This window comes from Frankia sp. RB5 (assembly GCF_059816245.1).
The window spans coordinates 1-25,626 of sequence record NZ_JCBATA010000064.1 but is presented as its reverse complement, the minus strand read 5'-3'; the positions used below and the strand labels follow the sequence as shown (position 1 = coordinate 25,626).

The 25,626-nt window shown below is 72.7% G+C and carries 16 protein-coding genes; 10 read left to right on the top strand and 6 right to left on the bottom strand.

The window, feature by feature from the left end; translation table 11 throughout:
* Window positions 1-26: 26 nt before the first annotated feature.
* Entirely contained in the window at window positions 27-875 is an 849-nt protein-coding gene (locus AC6EXY_RS26475) for a FadR/GntR family transcriptional regulator (RefSeq protein ID WP_133150880.1), read from the bottom strand.
* Between the two features lie 142 nt (window positions 876-1,017).
* Between AC6EXY_RS26475 and AC6EXY_RS26470 the strand changes: the two genes are divergently transcribed.
* The 4 genes from AC6EXY_RS26470 to AC6EXY_RS26455 all read left to right on the top strand — a co-directional run bounded on the left by AC6EXY_RS26470 (window position 1,018) and on the right by AC6EXY_RS26455 (window position 11,523).
* On the top strand, window positions 1,018-2,166 hold the full coding sequence (locus AC6EXY_RS26470) for a S1C family serine protease (RefSeq protein ID WP_243408080.1): 1,149 nt from the start codon (window positions 1,018-1,020) through the stop codon (window positions 2,164-2,166).
* A gap of 159 nt (window positions 2,167-2,325) precedes the next feature.
* Window positions 2,326-3,966, top strand: a complete 1,641-nt coding sequence (locus AC6EXY_RS26465) for a metallophosphoesterase (protein ID WP_499818393.1) — start codon at window positions 2,326-2,328, stop codon at window positions 3,964-3,966.
* 197 nt (window positions 3,967-4,163) lie between these two features.
* Window positions 4,164-9,098: a TIR domain-containing protein gene (locus AC6EXY_RS26460; protein WP_165818652.1), complete on the top strand. Its 4,935-nt coding sequence runs from the start codon at window positions 4,164-4,166 to the stop codon at window positions 9,096-9,098.
* Between the two features lie 307 nt (window positions 9,099-9,405).
* Window positions 9,406-11,523 carry a DUF6461 domain-containing protein gene (locus AC6EXY_RS26455; RefSeq protein WP_499818392.1) on the top strand — a complete coding sequence of 706 codons (2,118 nt, stop codon included), beginning with the start codon at window positions 9,406-9,408 and terminating at the stop codon, window positions 11,521-11,523.
* An 84-nt stretch (window positions 11,524-11,607) separates the two neighbouring features.
* Here AC6EXY_RS26455 and AC6EXY_RS26450 read toward each other — a convergent pair whose 3' ends face one another.
* Window positions 11,608-12,051: a hypothetical protein gene (locus AC6EXY_RS26450; RefSeq protein WP_101835516.1), complete on the bottom strand. Its 444-nt coding sequence runs from the start codon at window positions 12,049-12,051 to the stop codon at window positions 11,608-11,610.
* 604 nt (window positions 12,052-12,655) lie between these two features.
* Between AC6EXY_RS26450 and AC6EXY_RS26445 the strand changes: the two genes are divergently transcribed.
* The 3 genes from AC6EXY_RS26445 to AC6EXY_RS26435 are packed head-to-tail and all read left to right on the top strand — an operon-like array spanning window position 12,656 to window position 17,539.
* The gene (locus AC6EXY_RS26445; RefSeq protein ID WP_499818391.1) at window positions 12,656-14,479 is read left to right on the top strand and encodes an ABC transporter ATP-binding protein; all 1,824 of its coding nucleotides are present in this window, start codon (window positions 12,656-12,658) and stop codon (window positions 14,477-14,479) included.
* Window positions 14,472-16,349 carry an ABC transporter ATP-binding protein gene (locus AC6EXY_RS26440; protein WP_101832861.1) on the top strand — a complete coding sequence of 626 codons (1,878 nt, stop codon included), beginning with the start codon at window positions 14,472-14,474 and terminating at the stop codon, window positions 16,347-16,349. Before AC6EXY_RS26445 ends, AC6EXY_RS26440 begins: the two co-directional genes overlap by 8 nt.
* Window positions 16,346-17,539 carry an LLM class flavin-dependent oxidoreductase gene (locus AC6EXY_RS26435; protein ID WP_499818390.1) on the top strand — a complete coding sequence of 398 codons (1,194 nt, stop codon included), beginning with the start codon at window positions 16,346-16,348 and terminating at the stop codon, window positions 17,537-17,539. The genes AC6EXY_RS26440 and AC6EXY_RS26435 overlap by 4 nt, the downstream gene beginning before the upstream one ends.
* A 155-nt stretch (window positions 17,540-17,694) precedes the next feature.
* On the opposite strand, the gene AC6EXY_RS26430 is transcribed toward AC6EXY_RS26435, so the two are convergent.
* On the bottom strand, window positions 17,695-18,993 hold the full coding sequence (locus AC6EXY_RS26430; protein WP_101832853.1) for a cytochrome P450: 1,299 nt from the start codon (window positions 18,991-18,993) through the stop codon (window positions 17,695-17,697).
* A 443-nt stretch (window positions 18,994-19,436) separates the two neighbouring features.
* Between AC6EXY_RS26430 and AC6EXY_RS26425 the strand changes: the two genes are divergently transcribed.
* Entirely contained in the window at window positions 19,437-22,268 is a 2,832-nt protein-coding gene (locus tag AC6EXY_RS26425; RefSeq protein ID WP_499818389.1) for an MMPL family transporter, read from the top strand.
* On the opposite strand, the gene AC6EXY_RS26420 is transcribed toward AC6EXY_RS26425, so the two are convergent.
* On the bottom strand, window positions 22,212-23,426 hold the full coding sequence (locus AC6EXY_RS26420) for a sensor domain-containing phosphodiesterase (RefSeq protein WP_101832851.1): 1,215 nt from the start codon (window positions 23,424-23,426) through the stop codon (window positions 22,212-22,214). The genes AC6EXY_RS26425 and AC6EXY_RS26420 overlap by 57 nt on opposite strands.
* A gap of 218 nt (window positions 23,427-23,644) precedes the next feature.
* Between AC6EXY_RS26420 and AC6EXY_RS26415 the strand changes: the two genes are divergently transcribed.
* Window positions 23,645-23,827 (top strand): hypothetical protein, encoded by a 183-nt coding sequence (locus tag AC6EXY_RS26415; RefSeq protein WP_101832850.1) that lies wholly within the window; start codon window positions 23,645-23,647, stop codon window positions 23,825-23,827.
* Between the two features lie 121 nt (window positions 23,828-23,948).
* Here the strand turns inward: AC6EXY_RS26415 and AC6EXY_RS26410 are convergent, their stop codons facing one another.
* A complete protein-coding gene (locus tag AC6EXY_RS26410; protein WP_499818388.1) occupies window positions 23,949-24,269 on the bottom strand; it encodes a DUF2277 domain-containing protein in 321 nt (106 codons plus the stop codon).
* Window positions 24,270-24,439: 170 nt separating this feature from the next.
* Here AC6EXY_RS26410 and AC6EXY_RS26405 point away from each other — a divergent pair, with 170 nt between their 5' ends.
* Window positions 24,440-24,937, top strand: a complete 498-nt coding sequence (locus AC6EXY_RS26405) for a hypothetical protein (RefSeq protein ID WP_101832848.1) — start codon at window positions 24,440-24,442, stop codon at window positions 24,935-24,937.
* A gap of 415 nt (window positions 24,938-25,352) precedes the next feature.
* On the opposite strand, the gene AC6EXY_RS26400 is transcribed toward AC6EXY_RS26405, so the two are convergent.
* A partial coding sequence (locus AC6EXY_RS26400; RefSeq protein ID WP_499818387.1) for a hypothetical protein occupies window positions 25,353-25,626 on the bottom strand: 274 nt, incomplete at its 5' end.

Here is a 25,626-nt window from a genome sequence, read left to right as displayed (position 1 = left end):
AAATCAACCCTCACGTGACGGTGTATTCAGTGCCAGTCGACGACCTCGTCGACGAGTCCGGCGCGGTCCTGTGCCACGCGGGCGCAGTAGACGTCCATGTGCGCGGTCATGAGCCGCTCCGCGAGCTCCGCGTCGGCGGCGAGGATCGCCCGGGCGATCGCGGCGTGCTGGGCGATCGCGACCTGGCGCTCGCCGGGCTCGGTGAGGACCTCGCCGTCGATCCGGGCGAGGGTGATGTCCCGGATCGACTGGCACATCAGGGTGAGGATCGGATTTCCGGCCGCGGCGATGATGGCCGCGTGGAATCCGGTGGCGAGATCGGCGTACACGGCCGGCTCGGCATCGGCCGGACCGCCCACGGCATACCGTTCCAGATCGCGCAGTGCACCGCGATCCGCGTTTCCGGCGGCCAGTCGGGCCATGAGGGGTTCGAGTGCGGCCTGCCCGTGCAGCAGATGCGCATAGCGCGCCCCGAGCAGATGGAAGAACAGTGTCTCCGTCTTGCCCAGGGCGGTGCTTTGCGGGCCGACGAGGACGGGCCCGCCGCCGGGCCCCGGGCGGATCGTGATGAGACCCTGGACCTCGAGAATGCGCAGCGCCTCGCGCACCGAGCCACGACTCACGCCGTAGCCCTCGATCATCTCCGCCTCGCTCGGGAGATTCGCGCCGAGGGGAAGTTCCGCCAGGCGGCGGACGATCTCGCGCGCGAGTCGGATGGCGACCTTTTCCGTGCGCATCATCCCGGCGTCCGCGGCGGAGACCCCCCGGGCGCGGTCGTGTTGTCTGTTCGCGGCCGGCACCGCGGCATCGTATCGGTATGTACCGGATGACCTGGCAGGTATACGCGCGGAGCGCTCCTCGAGCGACGGCGACAACGAAGAATCGTATTAATAATTCATGTCGCAGAAGGGGTTGATGGGAGGCGGTGACGCTTCCGCCCCGTTTTGTCCGCGGTGATGCGCCCGGCGTCGTGTGGGGTATAGCTGCTCTGTGTGTTCGACGTTGTGCGGAGTGTGGGTGCGGGTGGTGGCGGTCGCGATCGTGCTGGCCGCGCTCGTCCTCGCGGCGGGGCTCGTCGTGCGGTCGGGACCGGCGGGCGACGTCGGTGCGCGGCCGGCGACCGGGGCGCCGCCGCCGTCCGGGGCCGCGGACGCCGCGCTGTCGGTGGTGCCCGACGTGGTGGCGAACGCCGAGCCGTCGGTGGTGACGGTGTTGGTCGGCAGCGAGCTCGGCAGCGGCATCGTCTACCGCGGGAACGGGACGATCGTGACGAACCAGCACGTCGTCGCCGCGGCGTCGGACGGGCGGGTGCAGGTCGCCTTCGCCGACGGGCGACGCGTGCCGGGCCAGGTGCAGGCCGCCGACGCGATCAGCGACCTCGCGGTGGTCAAGGTCGACCGCACCGGGCTGCCCGCCGCCCGGTTTCGCACGCAGCCGCCGCGCCTGGGCGAGCTGGCCGTCGCGATCGGCAGCCCGCTCGGCCTGGAGAACAGCGTCACCGCCGGCGTCATCTCCGGGCTCAACCGCACCCTGCCCGGCTCCGGCAACGGCGGTCAGGAAGGCCCCGGCGGTCCGGGTGGCTCAGGGGGTCCGGGTGGCTCAGGCGGTCCGGGTGGCCCCGGCGGGGCGAGCGGGAGCGGGCCGGGTGCGGCGCAGGCCGCGGGGCCGCGGGTCGATCTGATCCAGACGGACGCGGCGATCTCACCCGGCAACTCCGGCGGGGCGCTGCTCGACGCGCAGGGCCGCGTCGTCGGCGTCACCGAGGCATACATCCCGCCGTCGAGCGGCGCGGTATCGCTCGGGTTCGCCATTCCGTCGGCGACGGCCGTCGACGCCGTGGAGCAACTGCTGCGCACCGGCACCGTGCGGCACGCGTTCATCGGGGTGCAGGCGGTCACACTGACCCCGCAGATCGCCGCTCAGCTGGGCCTCGCCGTGCGCAGCGGCGCGCTGGTGCTCGCCGTCGTCGCGGGCGGCCCGGCGGACCGGGCCGGGCTCGAGCTGGGCGATGTCATCCGCTCCTTCGACGGGCGACCCGTCGTCACCGCCGAGGACCTGACATCGGCGCTGCATGCGTCATCGCCGGGAGAAACGGTGACCGTCATTGTCAACCGGAATGGCCAGAGCCGTTCTCTCCGGGTCACCGTCACCGATCGTCCGACCTGAAACGGCCCATCGCGCCCGTGGTGTTTACGCATTTTTCGGCCGGCGGCCACCGTCGCGTTGGGGCGCCCGGCGCCTGGCGGGCCTACGTTCGGCGCCATGCCTGTGAGTCCTCCGAACGAAGTGGTGGCATCCGGCGTTCCCGCCCAGGTCGCCCGCGACATGACGATTGCGGAGCAGCACGACTGGCTCCAGACCTTCCTGCGCCGCCGCCCGGTCAGCCGGCGCGGCATGCTGCTCGGCGGTCTCGCCGGCGCCGGCGCCGCGACGCTCGGCACGACCCCGTTCGGCCGCGCCGCCTACGCCGCGACCACCGCCGACGCCCCGCTCCTCGTGGGTGGCCGGCACACCGCCTTCGGCGCGGACCCGGCCCGCCAGCTGCGCCTGGCCGGTCAGCTCACCCGCAACCCCGGCCGCGGCAAGGTGCTGCTCGACATCGGCCCGAGCCGCGCGCTCGGCGGCACCGTCGAGGCCGAGATCCGCCCGCTGCTCTCGCAGGTGCCCCAGGTCGACGGCTCGATCCTCACGGTCGAGCAGTTCTACGTGCACGCCGCCTTCGACCGTCTCGCCCCCGGCCGGGAGTACTACTACCGCTTCCGCGTTCCCGGCGGCGCCGCGACGCCGATCCAGGCCGTGCGCACCGGCCACGCCAAGGGCCGTCACGGCGGGTCGTTCCGCTTCACGATGATGGGCGACCACGGCTCGAACACCACCCCGCCCGGCGACCCGAAGGGCGTGTTCGACGACGATTACTACAAGGACGACAACCAGCCGACCGTCGCGCACGCCTCGGCGATCACCGCGGCGATCGCCCGGCTGGACCCGCACTTCCACCTGCTCGCCGGCGACATCTGCTACGCGGACCCGTCCGGCGCGGGCAAGCCGCCCAGGCGGACGACCACCGGCCAGCCGCCGGCGGGCTTCGACAACTTCGACCCGACGGTCTGGGACGTGTACCTGTCCGACATCGAGCTGTCCGCGTCGCGTACCCCGTGGATGTTCGCCACCGGAAACCACGACATGGAGGCGCTCTACGCGCCGCACGGCTACGGCGGCCACGCGGCCCGCCTCGACCTGCCGACCGACGGCCCCAAGGGCTGCCCGAGCGTCTACTCGTTCGTCTACGGCAACGTCGGGGTGCTCTCGCTGGACGCCAACGACGTCTCCTTCGAGATCAAGGCGAACACCGGCTACTCCGGCGGCGCCCAGAACTCCTGGGTGGAGCGCACCCTGAAGGCGTACCGGGCCGACCCGGACATCGACTTCATCATCGCGTTCTTCCACCACTGCGCCTACTCGACGACGTCGCAGCACGCGAGCGACGGCGGGGTGCGCGCCGCGTGGACGAAGCTGTTCGACACCTACCAGGTCGACCTCGTGCTGCAGGGTCACAACCACCTCTACGAGCGCACCGACCCGATCCGTGCGAACGCCCCGACCCGCGAGGCGCCCGACGGATCGACGGTGGACCCGGCCAAGGACGGCACCATCTACATCACCGCCGGCAGCGCCGGCCGGCCGCGCTACCAGTTCCAGACCGGCGAGCCGGAGTCCTACCGGGGCAAGGTCGTCGCCGGGTCGAACGTCGTGCCGAACAGCTACGTCTGGGCGCCCGACGGCACGAAGGCCCCCGAGGCGATCAGCTGGTCGCGCACCCGCTTCGACAACTACGCCTTCGTCGCGGTCGAGTCGGCCCCCGGCGCGCCCGGCGGCACGTCCTGCCTGACCGTGCGCGGTATCGACGAGCACGGCACCGAGTTCGACCGTGTCACCCTGCGCCGCACTGTCCCCAAGCACCGCTGACGCGGCGCAGCAGCTGACACGCAGCACACCCGATGGTCCCGCGGCGCCACCCGGCCCCGCGGGACCATCGCGTTCCGCGGAACGCCCCAGCGCCGCCCCGACTCGCAGGCACCCGGATCCATGGACGCGGTGGCGGTAATGAGGCGGTCCGTCCTACCTCCGGCTATCACCGTCCGCGTGGGTGGGATGCTTTCGCGGTGGCTCTGGGGGATGTTGCGCCGACCGGTCCGCATGGGCGAATCTTCGTCAGCTATGCGCACGACGATCGTGCCTGGGCCGAGTGGATTGCCTGGCAGTTGCAGGATGCCGGCTGGCAGGTCGATCTTCAGGCCTGGCATTCGGTCCCCGGAACGAACTTCGTCGCTTGGCTGGATGCCTGTCTCGCCCGCGCCGATCACGTTCTTCTCGTCGTGTCGACAGCCTTCCTGCATTCCACCTGGTCAGCGGCAGAATGGCAGGCCCGCTACCAACCTGACCGCCGGGTTCTCGTCCCGGTCCGAGTCGAGACGTGCGACCTCCCCGGCCTTCTGGGGTTGTTGGTCCGTATCGACCTCTTCGAGATGGACGGGGCCGACGCGCGCCAGGCGCTGCTCCGCGGCCTGCGCGGCGCACGCGACGGCCATCTGATGCCCATCAGTGAGCCGGAGTTCCCACAGACGGCTCGCACCGCGGAACCGAGATCCGATCCGGTCGCGGCGGCCGGTGCGGGGGCCGCGACCCCGCCGGGTTTTCCCGGTGCCGGGCTGGACCTCTTTCTGGACTGGGTGGCCGAGGCGTGCGCGGATCGCCACCCCGAAGCGTCCGTCCGCCTGATCTCCTGCGCTGGTTCTCGCGGCACGATGATGCGGATGTACGTGGAGGTGGCAGCTCATCGGGACGGTCTCCACGAGGTATGGCCGGTCGGAGTGTGGCCGGGTCAGCCGGATCGACACGTCGTCGAGGACTTTCACCGCACGGTGCACGTCTTGTACGAGGCCCGCGACCGGTATGTCGAATCCGAACTGGTGTACGGAGTCGCGTTGGCCGACCCGGGGCTGCGTCGCTGGGCCCGTCGCCAGCTCGGCGTCACCCTGCTCAGCCTGGCGGAACTCGAGGGCCGGTGGGATCCGCGGAGCTATCTGATCCGCCAGACACGGCGCCTGGAGGAGAATCCCGACTATCCGCCCCGGCTGTATGTCCCGCCGCGGTATGTCCTGCTCGACGACGCGCCCCGAACCCCGCCGCGCGACGACGCCTTCTCCGCGGTCATCAACTGGCTCGATGACGAGGACGCCCGACTACTGCTGGTGCTGGCCGATTTCGGGCACGGCAAGAGCTTTCTGCTTCGTGAGCTCGCCCGGGTGCTCCCGGTCGAGCTGCCACGGGTCGTGCCGATGCTGGTGGAGCTGCGGGCGCTGGAGAAGAGCCACAACGTCGAGGACCTCATCGCCCTGCATCTGTCGAAGGTCGGCGAGCCGAACGCGAATGTGCCTGCCGTGCTGCGGATGCTGCACCGCGGTCGGGTCGTGCTGCTCTTCGACGGCTTCGACGAGCTCGCCCAGCGGGTGACGTTCGACCGCGCCGCCGAGCACCTGCGGATGATCCTCAAGGCGGTGACAGGGCGGGCGAAGGTGGTGCTGACCAGCCGCACCCAGCACTTCGCCTCCGACGACCAGTGGCGCACCGCTCTCGGTCAGGAGGTGCACCAGCTCGCCGCGAGCCGTCTCGTGCGGCTCGTCGACTTCGACGAGGAACAGATCCGGGAGTACCTCGTTCATCTCTTCGAACTCGCCGACGCGACCGGCGGGCGCGAGAGGGACACCGGTCAGGCCAGCAGTCGTGCCGACACGGCCGACGCCACGAGACGACAGCGCGCGCGGCACCTCGCCGACGACCGACTGCGCCTCATCCACGACATTCGCGACCTGCTCGGGCTCTCCGCCAATCCCCGCATGCTGTCGTACATCGCGGCGCTGCCCGAGTCCGACCTGCGGGCCGCCCGCTCCGCGGACGGAACCATCAGTTCCGCCGACCTGTACGCGACGCTGATCGACCGGTGGCTGCTCTTCGAGGCCGACCGACGCCGGCCGACCCGTGGCTCGCAGCCGAGCCTCGGCTCCGCCCAGCTGCGGACGGCCGTCGACGCGCTCGCCGTCGCCCTGTGGGCGCGTGGCGAGGAGGCCCTGCCGGTGGAGGAGCTGACCGCCAGGGTGCAGTCTGCGCTCACCGACCTCAGCGCCGCTCGGGTCAGCCCTGCCGAGGCCGCCTTCGCCGTCGGCTCGGGAAGTCTGCTCGTCCGCGGCGACGACGACCGGTTCGCCTTTGCCCACCGCTCGTTCATGGAGTACCTGGTCGCCGTCGCCGCCGCCCGCGAGCTCACCGATGATCCCGACAACGGCGAGGGCCTTCTGGCCCGGCGTCCCCTGTCGGACCTGATGGTGGACTTTCTCGTCGGCTCCGCCTCGCGTCCGCTCCTGGTCCACTGGGCCCGTGTGGCGCTCACCAGCTACGAAAGGATGGTCGCGGACGGAGAGAGTTTGCATGTCGACGAGGACATGCCCATCCCGCGGCGCTTCAGGACCGTTACCCAGATGGCCAGGGACAACGCCCTGGCCATCGGACGCCGCCTCGACCTCCGGCTCGGCGCGCTTCACCTGGCCGGCCAGGACCTGCGGGGGCGCGACCTGTCCGGGGAACGGGAGAACCTGCGCCACGCGGACCTCAGCGGCGCCATCCTCGCCGGCCAGCGGCTGCACGACATCGACCTGACCGGCGCCGACCTGACCGGCGCCGACCTGCGCGACTGCTGGCTGGTCCGGCCTGTGCTCACCGGGGCCCGGCTCGCCGCAAGCCGGTGGAACCGCGCGGTACTCATCGACCCCGTCCTCGACGAGGATGCCCGGGCCGGCGACGAGCTCGCGACCGCCATCATCTCCGGGCGCGACGATCCCCGCCCGATGATCCGCCCGGCGGCATCGCCGGACGGCGTCCTCGCCCTGTCACCCGACGACGAGTGGATCGCCATCGCCTGGGGGCCGGCCGTGCTCGTTCTGCGCGCGGAGACGCTGGAGGAGGTCTGCGTCCTGCGCCAGGACTGGTCGGTGACCGCGATGGCCTTCACCGCGGACCTGCGGCTCACCACGGTCAGCGCCGACGGTCAGGCCCGGGTGTGGAACGTCGCCTCCGGCCACCTGATGGTGGAATGGGCGACCGCCGCGACGCGCGCCGCTGACGTGACCTTCTCTTCCGACGGCAGCTGGCTTGCGGCCGCTGGTTCTGATCACGTCCTGAGGGTGTGGATGGTCGTCAACGGCCAGCAGACGGCGGCCTGGGCGTTTCCGGCCCGGCACGCCCGGGCGCTCGCCCTGTCGAGCGACGGCACCTGGCTTGCATCCTGCGACCACAGCGGGGTCTTCCACTCGTGGGATGTCGGTTCGGCAAAGCTGTTGTCGATGTGGGAAACGGGGTTCACAGGCGACGAAGCGATGCACCTTCGTCTCACCGCCGACGGTGCCATGGTCATCGTCGGCCTCGCCGGCAGTGTTGAGGTGTGGAACTGGGACAGGAAGAAAGCCAGCTGGCACAGCGCCCCTGCCACTGATGCGGCGAACGTTTCGGCGGTGTCCCCCGATGGCACGTGTGTCGTCCTTGAGGCACCCGGCGGCCTGGAGGTGTGGCAGCCTTCTCGGGCCGCACCTCTGAGAGTGGGGTCCGGTGCCGCCTTCCTAAGCAACCAGAGGTCGAACTCAGACAGATATTCACTGGGCTGCGCGTTCTCGCCCTCGGGCGCGAGGATGGCGGTTCTGGACACTGATCGCACGCTGCTGACGTGGGATTTTCCCAGCGAGGGGCTGGAGCCGCTGGCGGCCAAACGGGTGGGTGCCGCCCCTCTCGCGGTCCGCCTCGCCCGTGAGGTTGGGACAGCGGTGGCCGTCGATCCAGATCATGGAGCGCATCAGTACCGACTTCTTTCCCTCAGCTCGGCTCGCCTCCTGCGCCTGCTCGTGGACACCGACCGCAACGCCGTGCTCGGCAGCCGGCGAGAAGCCGAGATCGTTGCCGTGTCGGACGACGGCCGGCACGCCGCTGTGCGCATCGACCACCGGCACCTGGCGAGGCTGCAGCTGGTGCGGCTGCCGAATCCGGATCGGGACCGGGAGGGGACCCGAGGCAGGGTTGTGCGGCATGCCGAGATGCCAGGCGGAGTGACAGCGGCGGCCTTTTCCCCGGACGGCCGACAGCTGGCGGTCGGAGGCCGTCGGGGAGAGGTAAGCATCCTGCACGTGCACGCCTCCGAAGCTCACCGTGATACGTCGGATCCGGATGGTGCTCGGGTAGCGAGATCGTCGGATATCTCCGTGGGGTCGGCGATCCGGGCGCTTGCCTTCTCCCCCGACGGCAGGCTGCTCGCCTGTGCCAAGGACTTTCTGGTCGAGGTCTGGCGGGTGGCGGGTGGCGGGTCCGTCCTGAGCCGCGAGGTCACCATCAGCCCGTCGGTCGTGGCCTTCTCGCCGCAGGGCAGCCTCGTCGTGGCCGGCCGCCAGGGTGTCGTCCTGTGGCGCCACACGTCGGACGGTTGGACCGAACAGCCTGCCCGGATCGATCTGGCCCGGTGGGCGGGCACGGCGGTGACCGCGCTCGCCTTCTCGCCCGACGGGTCGATGCTTGCCGCCGGTGGGCATCGCGACGGGACGGGGAGGGTGTGGACGTGGTCGATGACGACGGGCGCGATGGGTGAGGTCAGCACCGCGTCCGGCCCTGTCTGCGACCTCATGTTCGCGCCGGACGGCGAGGTGCTCGCCGTGGCGGTTCCTGACGGCGGGATCCGGTACTGGAGGACGGCGAGGCTCACCCGCCCCGCGGCACTCGTTCCGTTCGGCGGAGGCGGGTACGCACTCCTGCAGGCCGGCGGGTCCTTCCATCTGAAGGGGGATCCGGACGCCGGCTTGTGGTGGTCCGCGGGGCTGCGCAGGTTCGGAGCCGACGACCTGGCCGGTCTCACCTCGGCGGCGCAGCCCGTGACGGCTGGTGACCCGATCGGTATGCCGGCACACTTTCTGCGCGTTGATGCCCCGACGGGAGCAGAGCCGAGACCGGCCGAGGCCGGCGAACCGTCGCGGTGGACGAGGGCCTGGAATCGGTGGAGGACCTGAGCCCTCCACCAGTCCCGGGTGGTCGCGGGCCCTGGCATCTGGTGAAGGCTTCGAGGCCGTCGTTCGGCTCAGTGGGACGGCGCAGAGCCCTGAGGCCAGGCGAATTTCTGTCGGACCCGCCGCCTACCGTGATCGCTCGCGGGGAGTAGGAACGGACGACGACAGGGAGTCGCGTGCCATGGCGGACGAGGATCGGCCGGCGGGCAACGAACGGGCGGCGCAGTCGCGGAGGATGGTGCGTCTTTCGGGACGGGGCCCGGTCCCAGGGGCGCCGCCAGCGCGGGGCCCGGGAGCGATGCCGGCCGAGGTGTCGAGGGGGCCCCTCGGCCAGCCCGCGGCGTCGGCGGCTGTGGTGCCCGCCGATCTGGTCGAGGCGGTGGCGGGGCCGGTCGGGGAGATGGTGGCAGGGCTTGCGGGGCTGGTACCGGCTGCGGTCGCGGCGCGACTGGGGCGCCTGCGTGCTCCGGATCCCACGACCAGCGCCGGTTCCGTCGCGGGCGCCGATGCCGGATCGGGCTACGGCCTGGACCGTCGATCCGGCCGGAGCCGAGCGTCGGTGGTCGGCACGGTGTACGAGGGGCCCCCGGGGCCCTGGGCGGATCCCGAGAGGAGCTCTTTCGTGCCGGGGCGGATCTACAACGTCCGTCGCACCTGGCCGTTGCCGGGGGATTCCCGGGTGCTGGAGATGCTGCATTCCCTGGCGCCGGCGATCACGGACCGGGTGCTCGGTGCCCTGGAGGTCGCCGTCGACGCGCTGCCCGAGGTGGCGCATCCGGGGGTGCTGGGTCCGGCGCCCGCGCGCCAGGTGGTCGCGCGTGCGGTGAGCGCGGACATGAGCCGGGGCGGGGCCGGTATCGAGGGGGAGGCGGCGCCCGCGGTGCAGCTGCTCGAGCAGCTGTGCCCGGGAGCCAGTGATGTGGTTGCCGCTCTGGTATCGATGCTGGCGGAGCATCCGGACGTCCGCTCGGCGCTGGCCGCCGCCGAACCGGCGCCGGTCAGTCCCTATCCGGCGAGCCCTCCCTCGGCGAGTCGGCGTCGGGCGAGCACCGGCCTGGCGAGCACAGGCCCGGTGGGTGCGCGTCCGGACGGTGTGGCGGACGCGGCAGGCACAGCGCGGCGAGAGGAGGAGCTCGCGGGACGGCGAGGGGCTGGGTTCGTCGCGCTGGGGGTGGCCGCCGCTGCCGCGGTGCTGCGAGGCGACGAGCGGCCGCCAGCCTCCACCGCGGCGGTGGTCGGCGTGGGCCTCGGCGCCGCCGCGCTGTACCTGAGCAGCGTGGCGATGCCGGTAGGGAACGCCGAGGCGCTGCTCGCCCGCCGTCGCGACGATTACCCCTGGCCGCACATGTGCTCCGGGCGCGTCCTCGTTCAGGAGCACCGCTTCGGGCTGGTCGAGCGCGCGCTGCCGGCACCTGGCACGCCCGACGTCGACTCTGGGCCCTTCGACGACCCTGCGCTGTTCGCCGAGACGGGGCTGGTCGCGGCCGTCCCGGGCGGGGTGGTGGTACGCAGCGGCAGGGCGGAGGGTGAGGTGCGGGTGACGCTGCGGGTCCTGGCGGAGCCGCCGCCGGCGTCATCGCTCGCCGAACTGGAGCGGCACTGGGACGAGATCGTCGAGGTCAGCTGGTATGCCGACGCGGGATTCGCCTCACTGCGCGGTCCGGCCGGTATGCCGCACCTGCTGGGGCAGGGGCCGCCCTGGCCGGGCGACTACCGGCTGCGCGCCCTCGCCCGCCGCCGCGATGAGGCGGACGTCGATGAGTCCCACGAGCTGTGGGTCTGGCCCGCGCCACCCGCGCCGGCGCGGGTGCTGCGCGGTACCGACCGGCTCGGGCATCGGCTGCGCGGCGAGTCGGAGCCGGCCCTGCCGCCCGAGGCGCGCTACCGGTTCGTCGTCGGGCCCCGTTCCGTGCTGCACGAGGGCGCGACGGTCACCGTCGTCTCCGGGGCCGACCGGGACGAGGTCGTGCGCGCCTTCGGCGCGGACCCGGCGCGGGCGCGCTCGCTGCGATCGCTGATGGACGAGGTCGACCGGGACGGTTGGCTCGCCGCGCTCGCGGTGCCGGAGGCGGGGGCTGTGGTCGTCATCGAGGAGAACGGGTTCGCCGGCAGCCAGCCGGAGACACTCGCGACACTTTCCCGGCTCGGGCCCGCGGCCAGCATGTTCTGGAACGTGAAGGCGATGGCCCGGCTGTCGCTCGCCCGCGACGGCCGGATCCTCGCCGCGGGTGAACTGGGCATGGACTTCCCGACCGGAGAGGAGATCGGGCCGGACATCGCGCCCTGTCTCGCCGGTCTGGACCTTGCGAGCTGGCGCGACCGGAGGGCCATCGGCCTGGTTGTCGTTGAGCGGTTCACCGGGTACGGGCTGTGTCCCGCGGATCTCGACCGGCTCTGGAACGACGATCTCGCCCACCGGATCGGGTGACGAGTGGGACCCCGGCGCCGCACCGCGGGTGGGGGAGTCCGCGGTGCGGCACCGGGGTCCCGGCCTGTCCTGATCCGGGGGTGGTCAGGACAGGTAGACCAGGGCGCCGATCACCCAGCCGGCGATCGTCGCGGCGATGGCGACGAACGTGGCGAGCCTGCCGCGGCGGCTGCCCTTGCCCCAGGCCACCGCGCCGCAGGCGATGGCCGCGAACCCGACGAAGGGCACCAGCAGCGCCACCGCCGAGAACACGAACGCCAGAATCCACAGGGTGCGGACACCGGAAGGCTCCACACCCGGGCCGGCGGGCCGCGGCGGGCGGCCGTACTGCATTTCCGCCATGCCATTGTCCGGGTAGGGCACAAAGCCGCCGTGGCTGGTCGCGGGGTTCGGGTCCGCGCCGTATCGCGGCGTGTCCGCCGGGGGATTCGGCTCGCGGTAGGGCTGGCCGTAGGGCTGATCGGCCGGCTGGGGCACAGGGATCCGCTGCGTACCGGCGTCGTCCACCGAATGCGTCGGCCTGGTCATGGGAGCTCCTCTTCTTCGTCTCACGTCAGCCGGTACTGTCGTGGCCTTTCTGTACCCCGATCCTCGGATCTATCACCGGCGATCCACAGCGAATTCAGCGTTGGTGGTCGCCTGCCGGGAGCAGCCGCAGGGCGAGGCGCGGGCAGAGGTACGCCGCGCGGCGAGCGCGCGCACATGGCGGTAACTGATTGCGTCTCGTTATCGGATCGATCACGAATCGGCGCTGGACAGCCAAAGGGTCTCCCCGCAGGCTGGGGACGTGGCAGGCAGTCCGCACCGCCGCCTGGAGCCCGTGCCGCTCCCACGGCGGACGTTGACCCGCCGGCTCTTCCTGGATTTCGGGATCCTCGTCTCCGCCCGCTGTCCTCGCGCCTTCTGAGCGCGTCCGCGCGCCGCCAGGGCTGACGCCCGCTCCTCGGCCTCCTCGGCAGGTGTGGCCGCGGCCCCGCGCGCTTCGAGCCTCACCGGCCACCCACCCATCTCCACGACCACGCCCACCGTGTCCTGCCCTGCCCGAAGGGAACGTCCGCATGTCCGAACCCGCCCCGCCCCCGCCTCCGCCCCCCGCGGCCCCGGCCGTCGACATCGCTGTGGCCAGGACCTGATGGCGGCACGAGGGCGCGGCTGCGGGGACGGGGTCCGCAGGGGGGACAGCTCGCTGTGGGCGGGGCTGGCGACCATGGTGGACGGGTCCCGCGCCCACGGGCGACCGGCGCTGTTCGCCACCGTCGCAGGCGTCGTGAACGGGATCACCATGGTCCTCGGCGCCGCGGCGATCGGCTGGGCCACCGACCATCTGATCATTCCCGCTCTCGCCGGCCAACCCGTCCCGGCCGGCACCTGGTGGGCCGCGGCGGGCGCGATCCTCGGCGTCTCCCTGCTGCGCTGGATCACGATCGTCGTGCGCGGCGTGGCCACCGGGCACGTGCAGTACGGCTCCCAGGCGCGGATCCGCCGGGCCCTCGCCCGTCGCTACCTGGACCTCGACCTGTCCTGGCATCGCCGCCACCCGCCCGGGCGCCTCGTCGCGACCGCCGTCACCGACGTCGAGGCCCTGTGGCTGCCGATGGTCATGTTCTACTTCGCCGCCGGCATGGCGATCATGCTGGTCGTGACGACGACCGAGATGTTCCTGCGTGACACGGCGTTCGGGCTGGTCGGCCTCGTTCTCGTCGCCGCCGTCCTCGGCCTGAACCTGCTCTACCAGCGGCTGCTCGCCGACCGGGCGGCTCTCGCCGCGCGCCGCCGCGGCGAGTTCGCCGCGCTCGCCCTGGAAAGCGTCGAGGGCGGGCAGGTCGTGCGCACGCTCGGTGTCGCCGACCGGGAGCGGGTCCGCATCGGCGCCGCCGCGGACCGCCTGCGCGCGGCCACCACGTCGATGGGCGCCGTCAGCTCCCTGTTCGACCCTCTGCTGGAGCTGCTGCCGGCCCTCGCGATCCTCGCGGTGCTCGCCGTGGGGGCACAGCGGGTGCAGGCCGGTGCGCTCAGCGTCGGCGCGCTCGTCGAGATCGTCTACCTGCTGCTCACCATCGCGATCCCACTCAGCGTGATCAGCCGCTTCCTGGGGATGCTGCCGGTGTCGGCCGCCGGCCGCGCCCGGGCAGGCGAGGTGCTGGCCCGCGCCGAGGTCGTCGAGCGCGGCGCCGCCACCCTCACCGGCTCCGGCCCGCTCGCCCTGCGGGCCCGCCGCCTCGGGCTGGTGCGCGGCGACACCCGGCTGCTCGCCGGCATCGACCTCGACGTCCGGGCCGGGGAGATCCTCGCCCTCGTCGGTGCCACCGGCGCGGGCAAGAGCACCCTCGTCGACCTGCTCGGCGGCCTCACGGACCCCACCGAGGGCAGCGTCGAAATCGACGGTGTCGATGCGGCTGATCTCGCCCGAGGCGAGATCAGCGCGCATGTCGGCGTCGTCCCCCAGACCGCATGGCTGTTCGCCGCCAGCGTCCGCGACAACCTCCAGCTCCAGGGTCATCCGCGCGAACGGCGCCCCTACACCGAGCCGGAGATCTGGCGCGCGCTGGCCGCCGCCGGCGCCGCCGACGTGGTGCGCGCGCTGCCCGACGGCCTCGACACCCGCGTCGGGGAACGCGGCGCCCGCCTGTCCGGCGGGCAGCGCCAGCGGCTGTGCCTGGCCCGAGCCCTGCTGCGCGACCCCCGCGCGCTGCTGCTCGACGACGCCACCTCCGCACTCGACCCGGCGGTGGAGCGGGGCGTGCTCGACACGGTGGCACGTCTGCGCGGCCAGGTGAGCATCCTGATCGTCGGCGGCCGGCCGAGTTCCGTCCTGATCGCCGACCGGGTCGCGTTCCTGCGCGGCGGGCGGCTCGTGGCCACCGGCACCCACGCCGCGCTGCACGCCGCCGAACCCGACTACCGGCACATCCTCGACGCCTACGTCCAGCAGGATGCCCGTGGGGCCCATGCCTGAGCGCGGCCTCGCCGACCTGGATCGGACGTCGCCGCGCGAGCTGCTCCGGCTGGTCCGCACGACCACGCCGACGCTGGCGCGGGCGCTGATCCGAGGCCTGCCGCTTACCCTGCTGCTGGCGCTGGCCGCCGGCGCCGGGCGCATCGTCACCCCCCTGACGGTGCAGTACGCCCTCGACCATGGACTGTCCCGGCCCGGCTCCGACCTCGGCGGAGTGGTCGGGCGCGCCGTCGCCGTCGGCGCGGCGGCCACCGTCGGCGCGCTGCTGGCGTCCTGGTGGCTGAACCTGCGGGTCTACCGGGGAGTGGAGGCCGCGCTGGCCGAAATGCGTGCCGCCGGGATCGCGCACCTCCACGCGCTCGCGCCGGGCACGTCCGCGGCGGTGCGCCCCGCCGACCTCACCAGCCGCCTCACCGCCGACCTGGACGCGGTGACGACCTTCGTCCAGAACGGCGGCGTCATGCTGCTGGTCAGCACGGTCCAGATGGTGCTGGCCGCCGGCCTGATCGCGGCCGCATCCTGGCAGCTCGCGCTGCCCGTGCTGGGACTGGCCGGCCTGCTGTTCCTCGGCATGCGCCGCCTGCAGGCGGTGGTCGGCCGCCGGTTCACCGCCGCGCGCCGCGCCATGGCGGACCTGGCGTCCGCGGTCGGCGAGGCGGTCGCCGGCATCACCGTCATCCGCGCCACCGCCACCGAGGCCCGCACCCGGGCGGCCGTCGACGCCGCCGTCGAGGACGCCGCGGCCGCGCAGCGACGCGTGCTGCTGCCGCTGTCCACCAGCATTTCGGTGGGTGAGCTCGCCATCTCGACGATGACGGCGTTCGTGGTCGTCGCCGGCGTGCGCTGGTCCGGTGCCCACACCCGGTGGGAGCCGGCGCTGCACCTGAGCGCCGGTCAGCTGGTCGCGATACTGCTGCTGGTCACGTTCTTCGTGCGGCCGCTGCAGACGCTCGTACAGATGCTCGGCGAGGCCCAGAACGCGGTGGCCGGCGGGCGCCGCGCGCTGGAACTGCTCGTCACACCCACCGGCGCCGTCGGTGCGGGCGCGGTCGAGGGGGCCGGCGCCCTGCCGCTGCCCGCCGGTCCGATCGATGTCGAGCTACGCGCGGTGAGCGCCGCCTACGGCGAGGACGGGCCGCCCGTGCTACGCGGACTGAACGTGGTCATCGCACCCGGTGAGCACATCGCCGTCGTCGGCGAGACCGGCTCGGGTAAGACCACCTTCGCCCGGCTGCTCACCCGGGAGCTCGCGCCCCGCGACGGTGAGGTTCTGCTGTGCGGCGTCCCGGCCGGCCGGATCGCGGACCGCTCGTTCGCCCGCCGTGTCACGATCGTCCCCCAGGATCCGTTCCTGTTCGACGTCACCATCGCCGAGAACATCCTGCTCGCCCACCGAAACGACGGCGATGGCGGGGGCATGGCCGCGCTGGCGGCGATCGTCGCGGCGCTCGGCCTGCGCCCTTGGCTGGACAGCCTGCCCGACGGGCCCGACACCCGCGTCGGGGTGCGCGGCGAGCGGCTGTCCGCGGGGGAACGTCAGCTCGTGGCGCTGGCCCGCACCGCGCTGGTCAACCCCGATCTGCTCGTCCTCGACGAGGCGACCAGCGGCGTCGATCCCGCCACCGACGTGCGCGTGCAGCGGGCCCTCGCCGCCCTGACCGCCGGCCGCACGACCGTCTCCATCGCGCACCGCATGGTCACCGCCGAGCGCGCCGATCGCATCCTCGTCTTCGACGACGGCCGCCTCGTCCAGGACGGTCACCACGACGAGCTCGTCCGCGTTCCCGGCCGCTACGCCGACCTGCACGCCGCCTGGCGCGAGCACACCGCCACCCGCGTCCCCCACCAGACCTCAAGGAGCGTTCCATGACGACGTCCGCAGCCTCCGTGACCACCGCGGCGGCCGCCGCCCCGAGCCTGTCGCCGTCACCCAGCCCGTCGCCGTCACCCAGCCCGTCGCCGTCACCCAGCCTGTCGCCGTCACCCAGCCTGTCGGTGTCGGCGACGCCGGGACGCCGGCTGCGGCTCGGGTTCAACGCCCGCATCTCCTTTCCCAGCGGGCGCGCCGCCGAGGCGCTGCGCGACGGCATCGAGCTGTTCCGCGTCGCCGAACAGCTCGGCTACGACACCGGCTGGGTCTACCAGCGTCACTTCGACAACTACCTGGCCGCACCGATGGTCTTCCATGCCGCCGTCGCCCAGCACACCGCACGCATCGGGCTCGGCACCGCCATCATCGGCGTCCGTTACGAGGACCCGGTGCTGCTGGCCGAGGCGGCCGGCACCGCCGACCTGCTCAGCGGCGGCCGTCTCCAGCTCGGCCTCGGTACCGGCCAGGGCGGGTTTGACGCGCTGTTCGGACAGGAACCGAACGACGGCCGCGAGCAGTCGCTGAGCAGGCTTGCCGCGTTCCTGCGCGGTGTACGGGGCGAGACCATCGGCACGATCACCGACCCCGCCGGCCTGCTGCCCGCGGGCACCGAGCTCTCCGTCCGGCCGACCAGCCCCACGCTGCCGGGACGGATCTGGTACGGCGGCGGCTCCGTGGCCTCGGCGCAGCGGGTCGGGCGTCTCGGCCTGCGCCTGCTGCTGAGCACGATCCTCAGCGGGCAGATCGACGACTACGGCGCCGAACTCGCCCGCGCCATCGACGCCTACCGCGCCGCCTACACCGGGACGGCGCCGTCGGCCGTCGCGGTCGCCCGCTCGGTGCTGCCGGCGACCTCGCCCGAACTCGCCCGCGTGTACGCCGCCTATGACGAGCAGCGCCGGACCCAGGGCCCGGCGGCCTCCCGACCGCAGGGGGCGCTGGCGCCGGTCGCGGGGCCGCCGCCCGTCCAGTTCACGATGAGTCCGGTCCACCACGGCAGCCCCGCCGCCGTCGTCGAGGACCTGCTCGCCGATCCGAGCGTCCCGCTCGGCGACGAGTTCATCGCCTTCCTGCCCCCGGCGTTCGGCCTGCGGGAGAACCTGCGCCTGTTGGAGGACATCGCCACCACCGTCGCCCCCCACCTCGGCTGGACGCCTGACATCGACACGGCGGCCGTCAGCCGGTCATGACGGGCCGTCGCGGCCGGCAGCAGGTCCAGGTCAGCGCCGTGTAGGCGAGGTCGGGCTCGCGGGAGGACCGAGGCCGGGACGGTGCCGCCGGGTCGGATGCGGCGCGGGCGTCGACGGCCCGCGCCCGCGCCGCATCCGCAGTGGCGCGGCGGCGACTACCAGGTGACGGGGATGGTCTCCGGGCGGCCGATGGGCGCCTTGAGCTCGTAGCGCAGATCCTTGGCGGGGACGGTGAGGCGCAGGCCGGGGGTCTTCTCGATCAGGGCGGTGAGCACCTCGGTCAGCTCGACGCGAGCCAGGTGCGCGCCGATGCAGTGGTGTGGGCCGTGGCCGAAGGTGAGGTTCGGGACGGGCTCGCGGGTCAGGTCGATGCGGTCGGGGTCGGGGAAGACGTCGGGGTCACGGCTCATCGCCGCCAGCGGCACGACCGCGACCTCGCCGGCGCGCACGACGAAGCCGCCGAGGTCGACGTCCTCGGTCGCCACCCGCGGGAACGTCATCGACAGCGGGTGGTAGCGCAGCAGCTCCTCGACGGCGTTCGGCAGGCCGTCGGCGTCCAGCGCGATCAGCGACTCCCACCGGGACCGGTCGGACAGCAGCGTTGTCAGCACGTTGCTGATCACGCCGCCGGTGGTCTCGAAACCGCCGATGAGCAGGGTCATCGCCAGTGAGTGCAGCTCCGCCTCACTGAGCCGCGCGCCGCTCGCCCCGCCGGCGGCCTCCTCCTCGTCGTAGGCGGCGATGACGACGTCGAGCAGCCCCCGCGGCGCGTCCGCCGGCTGCTGCTCGCCGCCGTCAGTCCGGGCGCTGGCACCGGTGGACGGGCCGGCGCCGGCGGCGCGCCGGGAGCGGACGAGTTCGCCCATGTAGCCGTAGAGCGCGCCGAGGCCGGCGGCGGCGGCCTTCGGGTCGAGGTGGAAGCGGAACAGCGACTCGCTCCAGGTCCGCACCTTCTCCCGGTCGAGGTCGGGCACGCCGAGCAGCTGGCAGATGACCTCGATCGGCAGGTGGAAGGCGAGGCCGCGCAGGTCGCCGGGGGCGCCGGCGGTGAGCATCGCGTCGATGCGGGCGCGCGCCGTCGCGGCGATCCAGGGGCGCATCCGTTCGATGCGGCGGTGCGCGAACCCGGCGTTGACCAGACGGCGCAGGCGGGTGTGGTCGGGCGGGTCCATCCACAGCAGCGAGTTCGGGTCGGGGATCTGCCCGGCTGTCAGCGGCGGGTTGAACTCGAGGGTGCGCGTGCGGGAGAACCGCGGGTCGGCGAGCATCGCCCGGGCCGGGGCGTAGCGCAGGATCAGCCAGATGGGGAGCTGGCCGGGGCCGAAGCGGACCCGTGTCGCCGGGGCCTGCCGGGCGAGGTCCGCCAGCTGCCCGGACTGCCGCGGCGAGAACGTGTCCGGGAACGGGAAGACCGGAATGTCCTGATCGTTCTGCACGGTTTCGGTGACCGACATCGAGATCGGACGTCCTTTCATGACCAGGCCGGTGGGCCGGGGGAGGGATGTTCGCCGATCGTCACATCTCCGTTGCTGCTTCGTTGATAAAAAATCCAGAAAAAGTACTTTGGCCTATGAAATGGCAACTAATCACCATCGCGCCACGCCCGGGCGGGGCGGACATGCGCGGCTGGCAACCTGCGGCCATCCGCCGGACCCGGCGCGCGCGATGGTGGTCCCACCCTGCCGGCCCGGCGCCCCGAACCCCACGTCGCCAGCCGTTTCGCCGATCGGCCCTAGTGCCCTCGCACTCGTGGTGTACCCCACCACCACGGTGCCTGTTCGTGCACGGTCGGTGCGACGTCGCGTTGACGGCTCCCCGGTCCGTGAGCCAGATTGATCGCATCTGGAAACCGACAATCCACCTAAAGGCCGTATACAAGCCTTGTCGAGGAGACCCCGTGGCGCTTCTGGTCCGCTGGTGCCAGCGGTACCGATGGCTGGTCGTCGCGGTGTGGCTGGTGGCGCTGGTCGCCGGTGCGGCGGTGGCCCAGCAGGGCGGCGCCCGGTTCAGCCAGGATCTCGGGGTCGCCGGCGCCGAGTCGCAGCGGGCGATGGACCTGGCCGCGACGGTCCTGCCGTCCGGAACCCTGCCCGACCAGGAGACCATCGTCGTGCGGGCGCGCCAGGGCGACGTCCGCGCGCCCGAGGTCCGAGCCCGGGTCGCGACCATGATCGCGCAGGTCGGCAGACTGCCCGGCGTCAGCGGCGCGCTCGACCCCTACGGACCGGCCGGCGCCATCCCGATCGGCGGCTCGCCGATCAGCGCGGACGGCAGCACCGCGCTGATCTCGGTCATCATGAAGGGCTCGCCGACCACCCCCGACCTCACCGCCGTCCGCGGGATGATCACCGCGGTGCGCTCCTACGACGGCCCCGACCTGCAGGTCGAGGCGTCCGGGCCGGGCACCACCATGATCGTGCAGAGCGCGATCTCGCCCTGGCCGATCCTCATCGCGGCCGCGGTCGCCCTGCTCATCCTGTGCCTGACGATGCGCTCGCCGGCGGCGGTGGCCGTCTGCGCCGTTCCCGCCGTCGTGACCGCCGTGCTGAGCCTGTCCGCGGTGTCGCTGCTCTCGCACCGGGCGACCGTCACGCCGCTCGCACCGCTGGTCGCGGTCGTGCTCGCGTTCGGCCTCAGCCTCGGCTCCGCCGTCGTGGTGGTCAACCGCGTCCAGTGCGGGCTGCGCACCGGTCTCGCCCCGGTCGACGCGGCCCGCGCCGCGATGCGCCACCCCGGCCGCGCGACGCTCATCGGCAGCGCGGGGCTCGCCGTCGTCATGCTCGGCACCAGCCTGCTGCGGCTCAACGTGTTCGACGGCCTGGCCCTCGCCGGCTTCGCCGCCGCCGCTGTCAGCCTCCTCGTCGTCGCCACCCTGCTGCCGGCGGCGGTCAGCGTCGCCGGGCGCGGCCTGCTGGTGTGGGCCGAGCGCACCCAGCTGCGTGCCACCGGCACCGGCCTGCCCGTGCGGCCCGGCCTGCGCTCCTGGTGGGCCCGCCTGATCGGTCGCCGGCCACAGGTGTTCGCCGGCGCGGCGGTGCTGCTGCTGGTGGTGCTCGCGCTGCCGGTCGCCGGGCTGCGCCTGGGCGGCAGCGACAACGGCGTCGACCCGACGTCCACCACCACCCGGCGCGCCTACGACCTCATCAGCAAGGGGTTCTTCCCCGGTCTCAACGGCCCGCTCATCGCCGCCGTGTCGGGCATGACGCCCGCCCAGGCCGCCGCCGTGCCGCGCCTGGTCAACGCGCTGGACACCGCCGACGGCGTCACCCGCGCCTTCCTCGTCCTGCGCAACGACCGCAACGGCCGCGCCCTGATCCAGGTGATGGCCACCGATGAGCCCCGCTCGGGGGCGGTGAGCCAGCTGGTGCACCGGCTGCGCACCGAGACGGTGCCCGCGGCGACCGCCGGCACCGCGCTGAAGGTCGACATCGGCGGGCAGACCCCACTGTTCGACGACATGTCCAGCCGCTTCGCCCGGGTCCTGCCCGCCTTCCTCGCCCTCGAACTGGGCGTGCTCGGCCTCGCCGTGCTGATCGCCCTGCGCTCGCCGCGCCACAGCATCGCCGTGATGGCGTCCAGCCTGCTGGCGCTCGCCGCGACCCTGGGCGTGCTCACGAAGGTGTTCGGCGACGGCCGCGGACTGGGGCATCTCGGCATCGAGCCGGGGCCGATCGAACCGTTCATCCTCGGCCTCATCATGATCATCGTGTTCGGGCTGGCGATCGGCATGCACCTGACCCTGCTCAGCCGGCTGCGCGGGCTGGACGACGCGCCGGACCCGTTGCGGGCGATCAGCAGCCGGCACGCCGAGGTCAGCCACATCGTCTTCAGTGTCAGCATGATGATGGTCGCCGTGTTCGTGGCCCTCACGACCCAGCAGGTCCGGATCATGAAACTGCTCGGGGTGGGGCTGTCGGTCGGCGTGGTGCTCGACGCCGTCGTCGTGCGGGTGGTGCTGCTGCCGGCCCTCGTCCACCTCGTCCGGTTGGACCAGCCGCGACGCTCCGTCGCCGGCGGTTCGTCGGCGCGGGGCCGCGGCCGTGGCCGCAGCCGCGCCGGGGCGTTACCGGTGAACGCCTCGACGGCGGCCGCCGCCGGGTCCGCCGCCGCCGGGTCCGCTGCTGTCGCCGGCGCTGGCGACTCCGCCGATCGGGCCACCATCGCCGTGCCCCGTACGAGCAGGCGCGGGGCTCGGCCGCGGGCGCAGGCGTCGCGTCCCGGCGCGGCGACAGACGGTGCGAGGAGCGCGCCGCTGTTCGTCGCCAGCTCGGCGGGCGGCCGCGCGGCGGCCGGGACCGGCCCGCCCGCCGCCGGCATGCTCACGCGGCGCGGGCGGTCCGGCGCTCACTCCGCGATACCGGACAGTGCGCTCGCGGCGGGCGACGGCGTCGACGCCGCGGACGGGCTGTTGACGGCCGGCGGCCGGCACAGCCGGCGCGCCGCCCGCGGCGAGACGGATCCGGGCAGCTCGCGGGCGGTGGTCGACCCACCGCGGCGAGGCCGCGCCGCCCGCCGGGCCAGGACCGGTCACGACGAGCGCCCGGGCCGGCTCGGCGGCGTCGGGGGGACCAGCCGGCCAGCCCGGACGGAACGCGAGCGGGCCTGGATCACCGCCGCGGGCGACGACGCCAGCTGGGCGGACGAGGAGGGCATGTGGGCGGCCGAGCCCCGTTCACGACCCGCACGCGGTGACGGCCGCCGGCAGCGTCGCGGACGGCGGGGCGAGTAGGACGCCCTGCCCGTAGCGGATGCCGGCCTCCTGGGCGGCGCGCAGCGCGCCGGCGGTTTCGATCCCTTCGGCGACGACGTCACTGCCGATGTAGTCAGCGACGTGTACGAGCGCGGCCGCGACCGCCCGGCGCGCCGGGTCGGCCTCGATGCCCCGGGTGAGCCCGCAGTCCATCTTGATGACTTCCGGACGTAGCTGCACGAGACGTTCCAGCCCGGCATAGCCGGCGCCGACGTCGTCCGCGGCGAACTGGACGCCCAGCCTGCGGAGCTCGTCGAGCTGGCGCAGGACGGTGGCCGCGTCGTCGATCCGCTCGTGCTCGGTGATCTCGACGAGGAGTCGCCGCGCGTCGGAGCCGGCGAGCGCGCCGACGAGACCGGTCGACAGCGTTGTCGCCGAGGCGTTCACCGCGAGGCGCCTCGGCGGCCGGATGCGGGGCAGGGCGGCCAGCGCCCGATGGATCGCGGCGAGCTCCAGCTCCACGGTCAGCCCCACCGCGGCGGCCGCGGCGAACCACTGGGTGGTGTCGCGCTCCCCGCCGGGGAAGCGCGACAGCGCCTCCACCCCGACGATCCGGCCCCGGGCCAGGTCGAACACCGGCTGGAAGACCAGGTCCGGCCCGCCGCGGTCGATGACCTGGCTGACCTCGTGCCACACCTGGCTGCGTACCTGCCACATCCGGTGCAGGTCCGTCACCGAGTCCCGCAGGATCTCCGCCATCATCGCCAGGAACCGCCCGTCGCGGTCGCGCAGGTCGGGGTGGGGCCGGTGGGACAGGCAGCCGAGCAGACCGTAGAGCTGGTTCTCGCCGTCGAACACGGGGACGGTGGCGTAGCAGCCGATGCGCAGTTCCCGCACCATCGGGAGCGTCGAGGTGTGGGGATTCGCGGTGGTGTCCGGGATCAGCTGGGGCAGCGCGCCGGCGAGCACCCGGGTGTAGATGCTCGTGTCGCGCAGCACCGTCGAACCCAGCCGCAGGTGGAACGACGTCGCGTCCCCGACCAGCACCTGCATCACGAGTCGGTCGGACTCGAGCCGGCCGAGCCAGGCGAGATCCTGGTCCAGATGACCGCGCAGGAAGCCGAGCAGCTCCACGACCGCTGGCGACGGGGTCGGGACGTCGGTCGGCGGGCCCAGCAGGGGTGTCGTCACCGTCATCCCATCACCTCGTCGCGCAGTGTTCCCGTATCTGGGCCTGCGGACACTCGTGGACGCGGTCGTTCTTGGCGTCCAGGTCGGATATCACTGCAGGTCAGAGGGGTGAATACCGGTCGAGAGGCGAGATTCGGCGAGATGGCGTGCTTTATGGGGGCGAGAGGGGGAAGGGATTCTACAAGGGCAGACGACGCCGCGGAGCTACCGGCTGGAGTGACCAGGTGAGCGTGTTCGACAGCTTGTTGCACGGCCTCGACAACCAGGAGCAGAACCGGACCCGGGAGCTGATCGCCGACAGCGTCGAGGCCGACCGGGCCGACGCGATCGCCGGTCGACAGCCGGACCGGCTCGTCGACTCGGGCAACCGTCGGCGCCGCTCCCGCGCCGACGTCGACCGCCGCTGACCGCAACCCACCCGTCCCTCGGGAGCCTCCCTCCGACGCCGGGAGCCGTCCCTTGCCGGGAGCCGTCTGGCGTCGCAGGCAGCCCGCTTCGGGAGCCGCCCCACGCAGTGAGCCGGTTCGGTCAGGAAGCCGGTTCGGTCAGGAAGCCGGCTCGGTCAGGAAGCCGGCCACCGCCGGTGGTGCCGCGCAGGCGGGCCTGGACCTCCGGGCGGCGCAGCGGCGGCAGCGTCGCCGGCGGCTGGCGGCGGGCGGGCAGCGCCGCGAGCAGGCGGTGCACCGAGGCGGTGACCTCGGCGACCGCCGCCTCGACGGCGTCGTCCACGGTGGCAGACGGGCGGCGCACCCCACTGACCTTGCGGACGAACTGACGGGCCGCGGCCTCGATCTCCGTATCCGTCGCCGGCGGTTCGAGCCCACGCAGTTCGGTGATGTTTCGACACATGCCGGCCACGCTAACCCGCTGATCCGACATGTCCTCGGCCTGACAGTGGTGTCCACCCCGGAATGTCCCCGCAGGGCGCCCGCGCGGGAGGACAATGAGGCGGGCTGCCGTGGCCTCACACCGCGCGGTGCGGATCCGGCCGGCAGCCCCGCGGAGGGAGTCGGACGGCCATGGCGAACTACTACGGCGCATCGGCGGATCCCGGCCAGGGCGGTCGGGGCGGTCGGGGGCGGCGCGGCGATCGCCTCGCCCAGGCCCGCCGCCTCGCCGGTCAGGCGCGGCAGGACCGTACCACGGCGTGGTACATCCCCTTCGTCATCACGGTGATCGCGGCTGGCGCGTCGTTCGACGCGTTCGGGCACGGCATCGGCTTCCTCTACGCCCTCGTGCTCACCCTGGCCTTCGTCGGGCTGACCTGGAGCACGATCCGGCTCATGCCGTCGGTGTCCGACGAGCTCAGCGTCTCCCGCGTCTCCGGGCCTCGCCGCGTCTACGCGGTCGTCAACACCCCCGTGCGTACCCGCGGCCTGTACCTGCTGGCCGCCGGCCTGCCGATCGCGATCGCCCTGATCAAGACGGTCGGCGTCTTCGTGCTCGCCGGCATCCTGCTCGTCACCGTGGTCGTCGGCGGCGCCCTCGCCGCCGCCTGGGTCTTCGAACGCCGGTAGCCGACCTGACGCCGGCGGCTGGACGCCACACCCTGCCTCAGGTGCCCCGGGGGCGAGTGGCCCATCGGATCGTCGTGACGATCGACTGACCAGCCAGACGCCCGACCGTCGCCTCAGCCGCAGGCAGGTAGGGCAGCCTGAGAGGCCATCGCGTCCAGAGATGGGTCCATCCGAGTTCGGAGGTCGGAGCGGGCTTATGCAGCGGACCAGCGATCGGCATACTCTGACCGTCTCGGAACAGGCGCTTCTTATGCGACGGGAAGGGATGGAAGAAGCGCGCTTTGATCCCGACGCACCGTGGATTCCCGGCTCTCACGACCGCTGAGAGTCAACCCTAAAGCCCTCATTTAACGTGTGATAACGTTTGTTTACACCGACTCAGGGACGGCCGGAACGTGAGTCCCGAATGGGGAATCTAAGGCTTCAGATCATAGTTGGAAGTCCCGGAAAATTCATCCGGAAATTCTTCCCATAGGTGGAATGATGGCCGATAGGGCGGCCAGGATTCCGGGCGCTCGACCTGCTGCGGCAGTCGGGTGCCACTATCACCCAATGCTGCACCAATGAGCATTTTCAAAGTTGGTTTTTTTAGATTCCTTCCTGTTCCAGGACGAAGACGGCTTGGGTGAATGTGCCGACCCGGCGTGGGCAGCCGCGGAAGCGGCTGAAGACGCGCCAGTTTTTCAGGA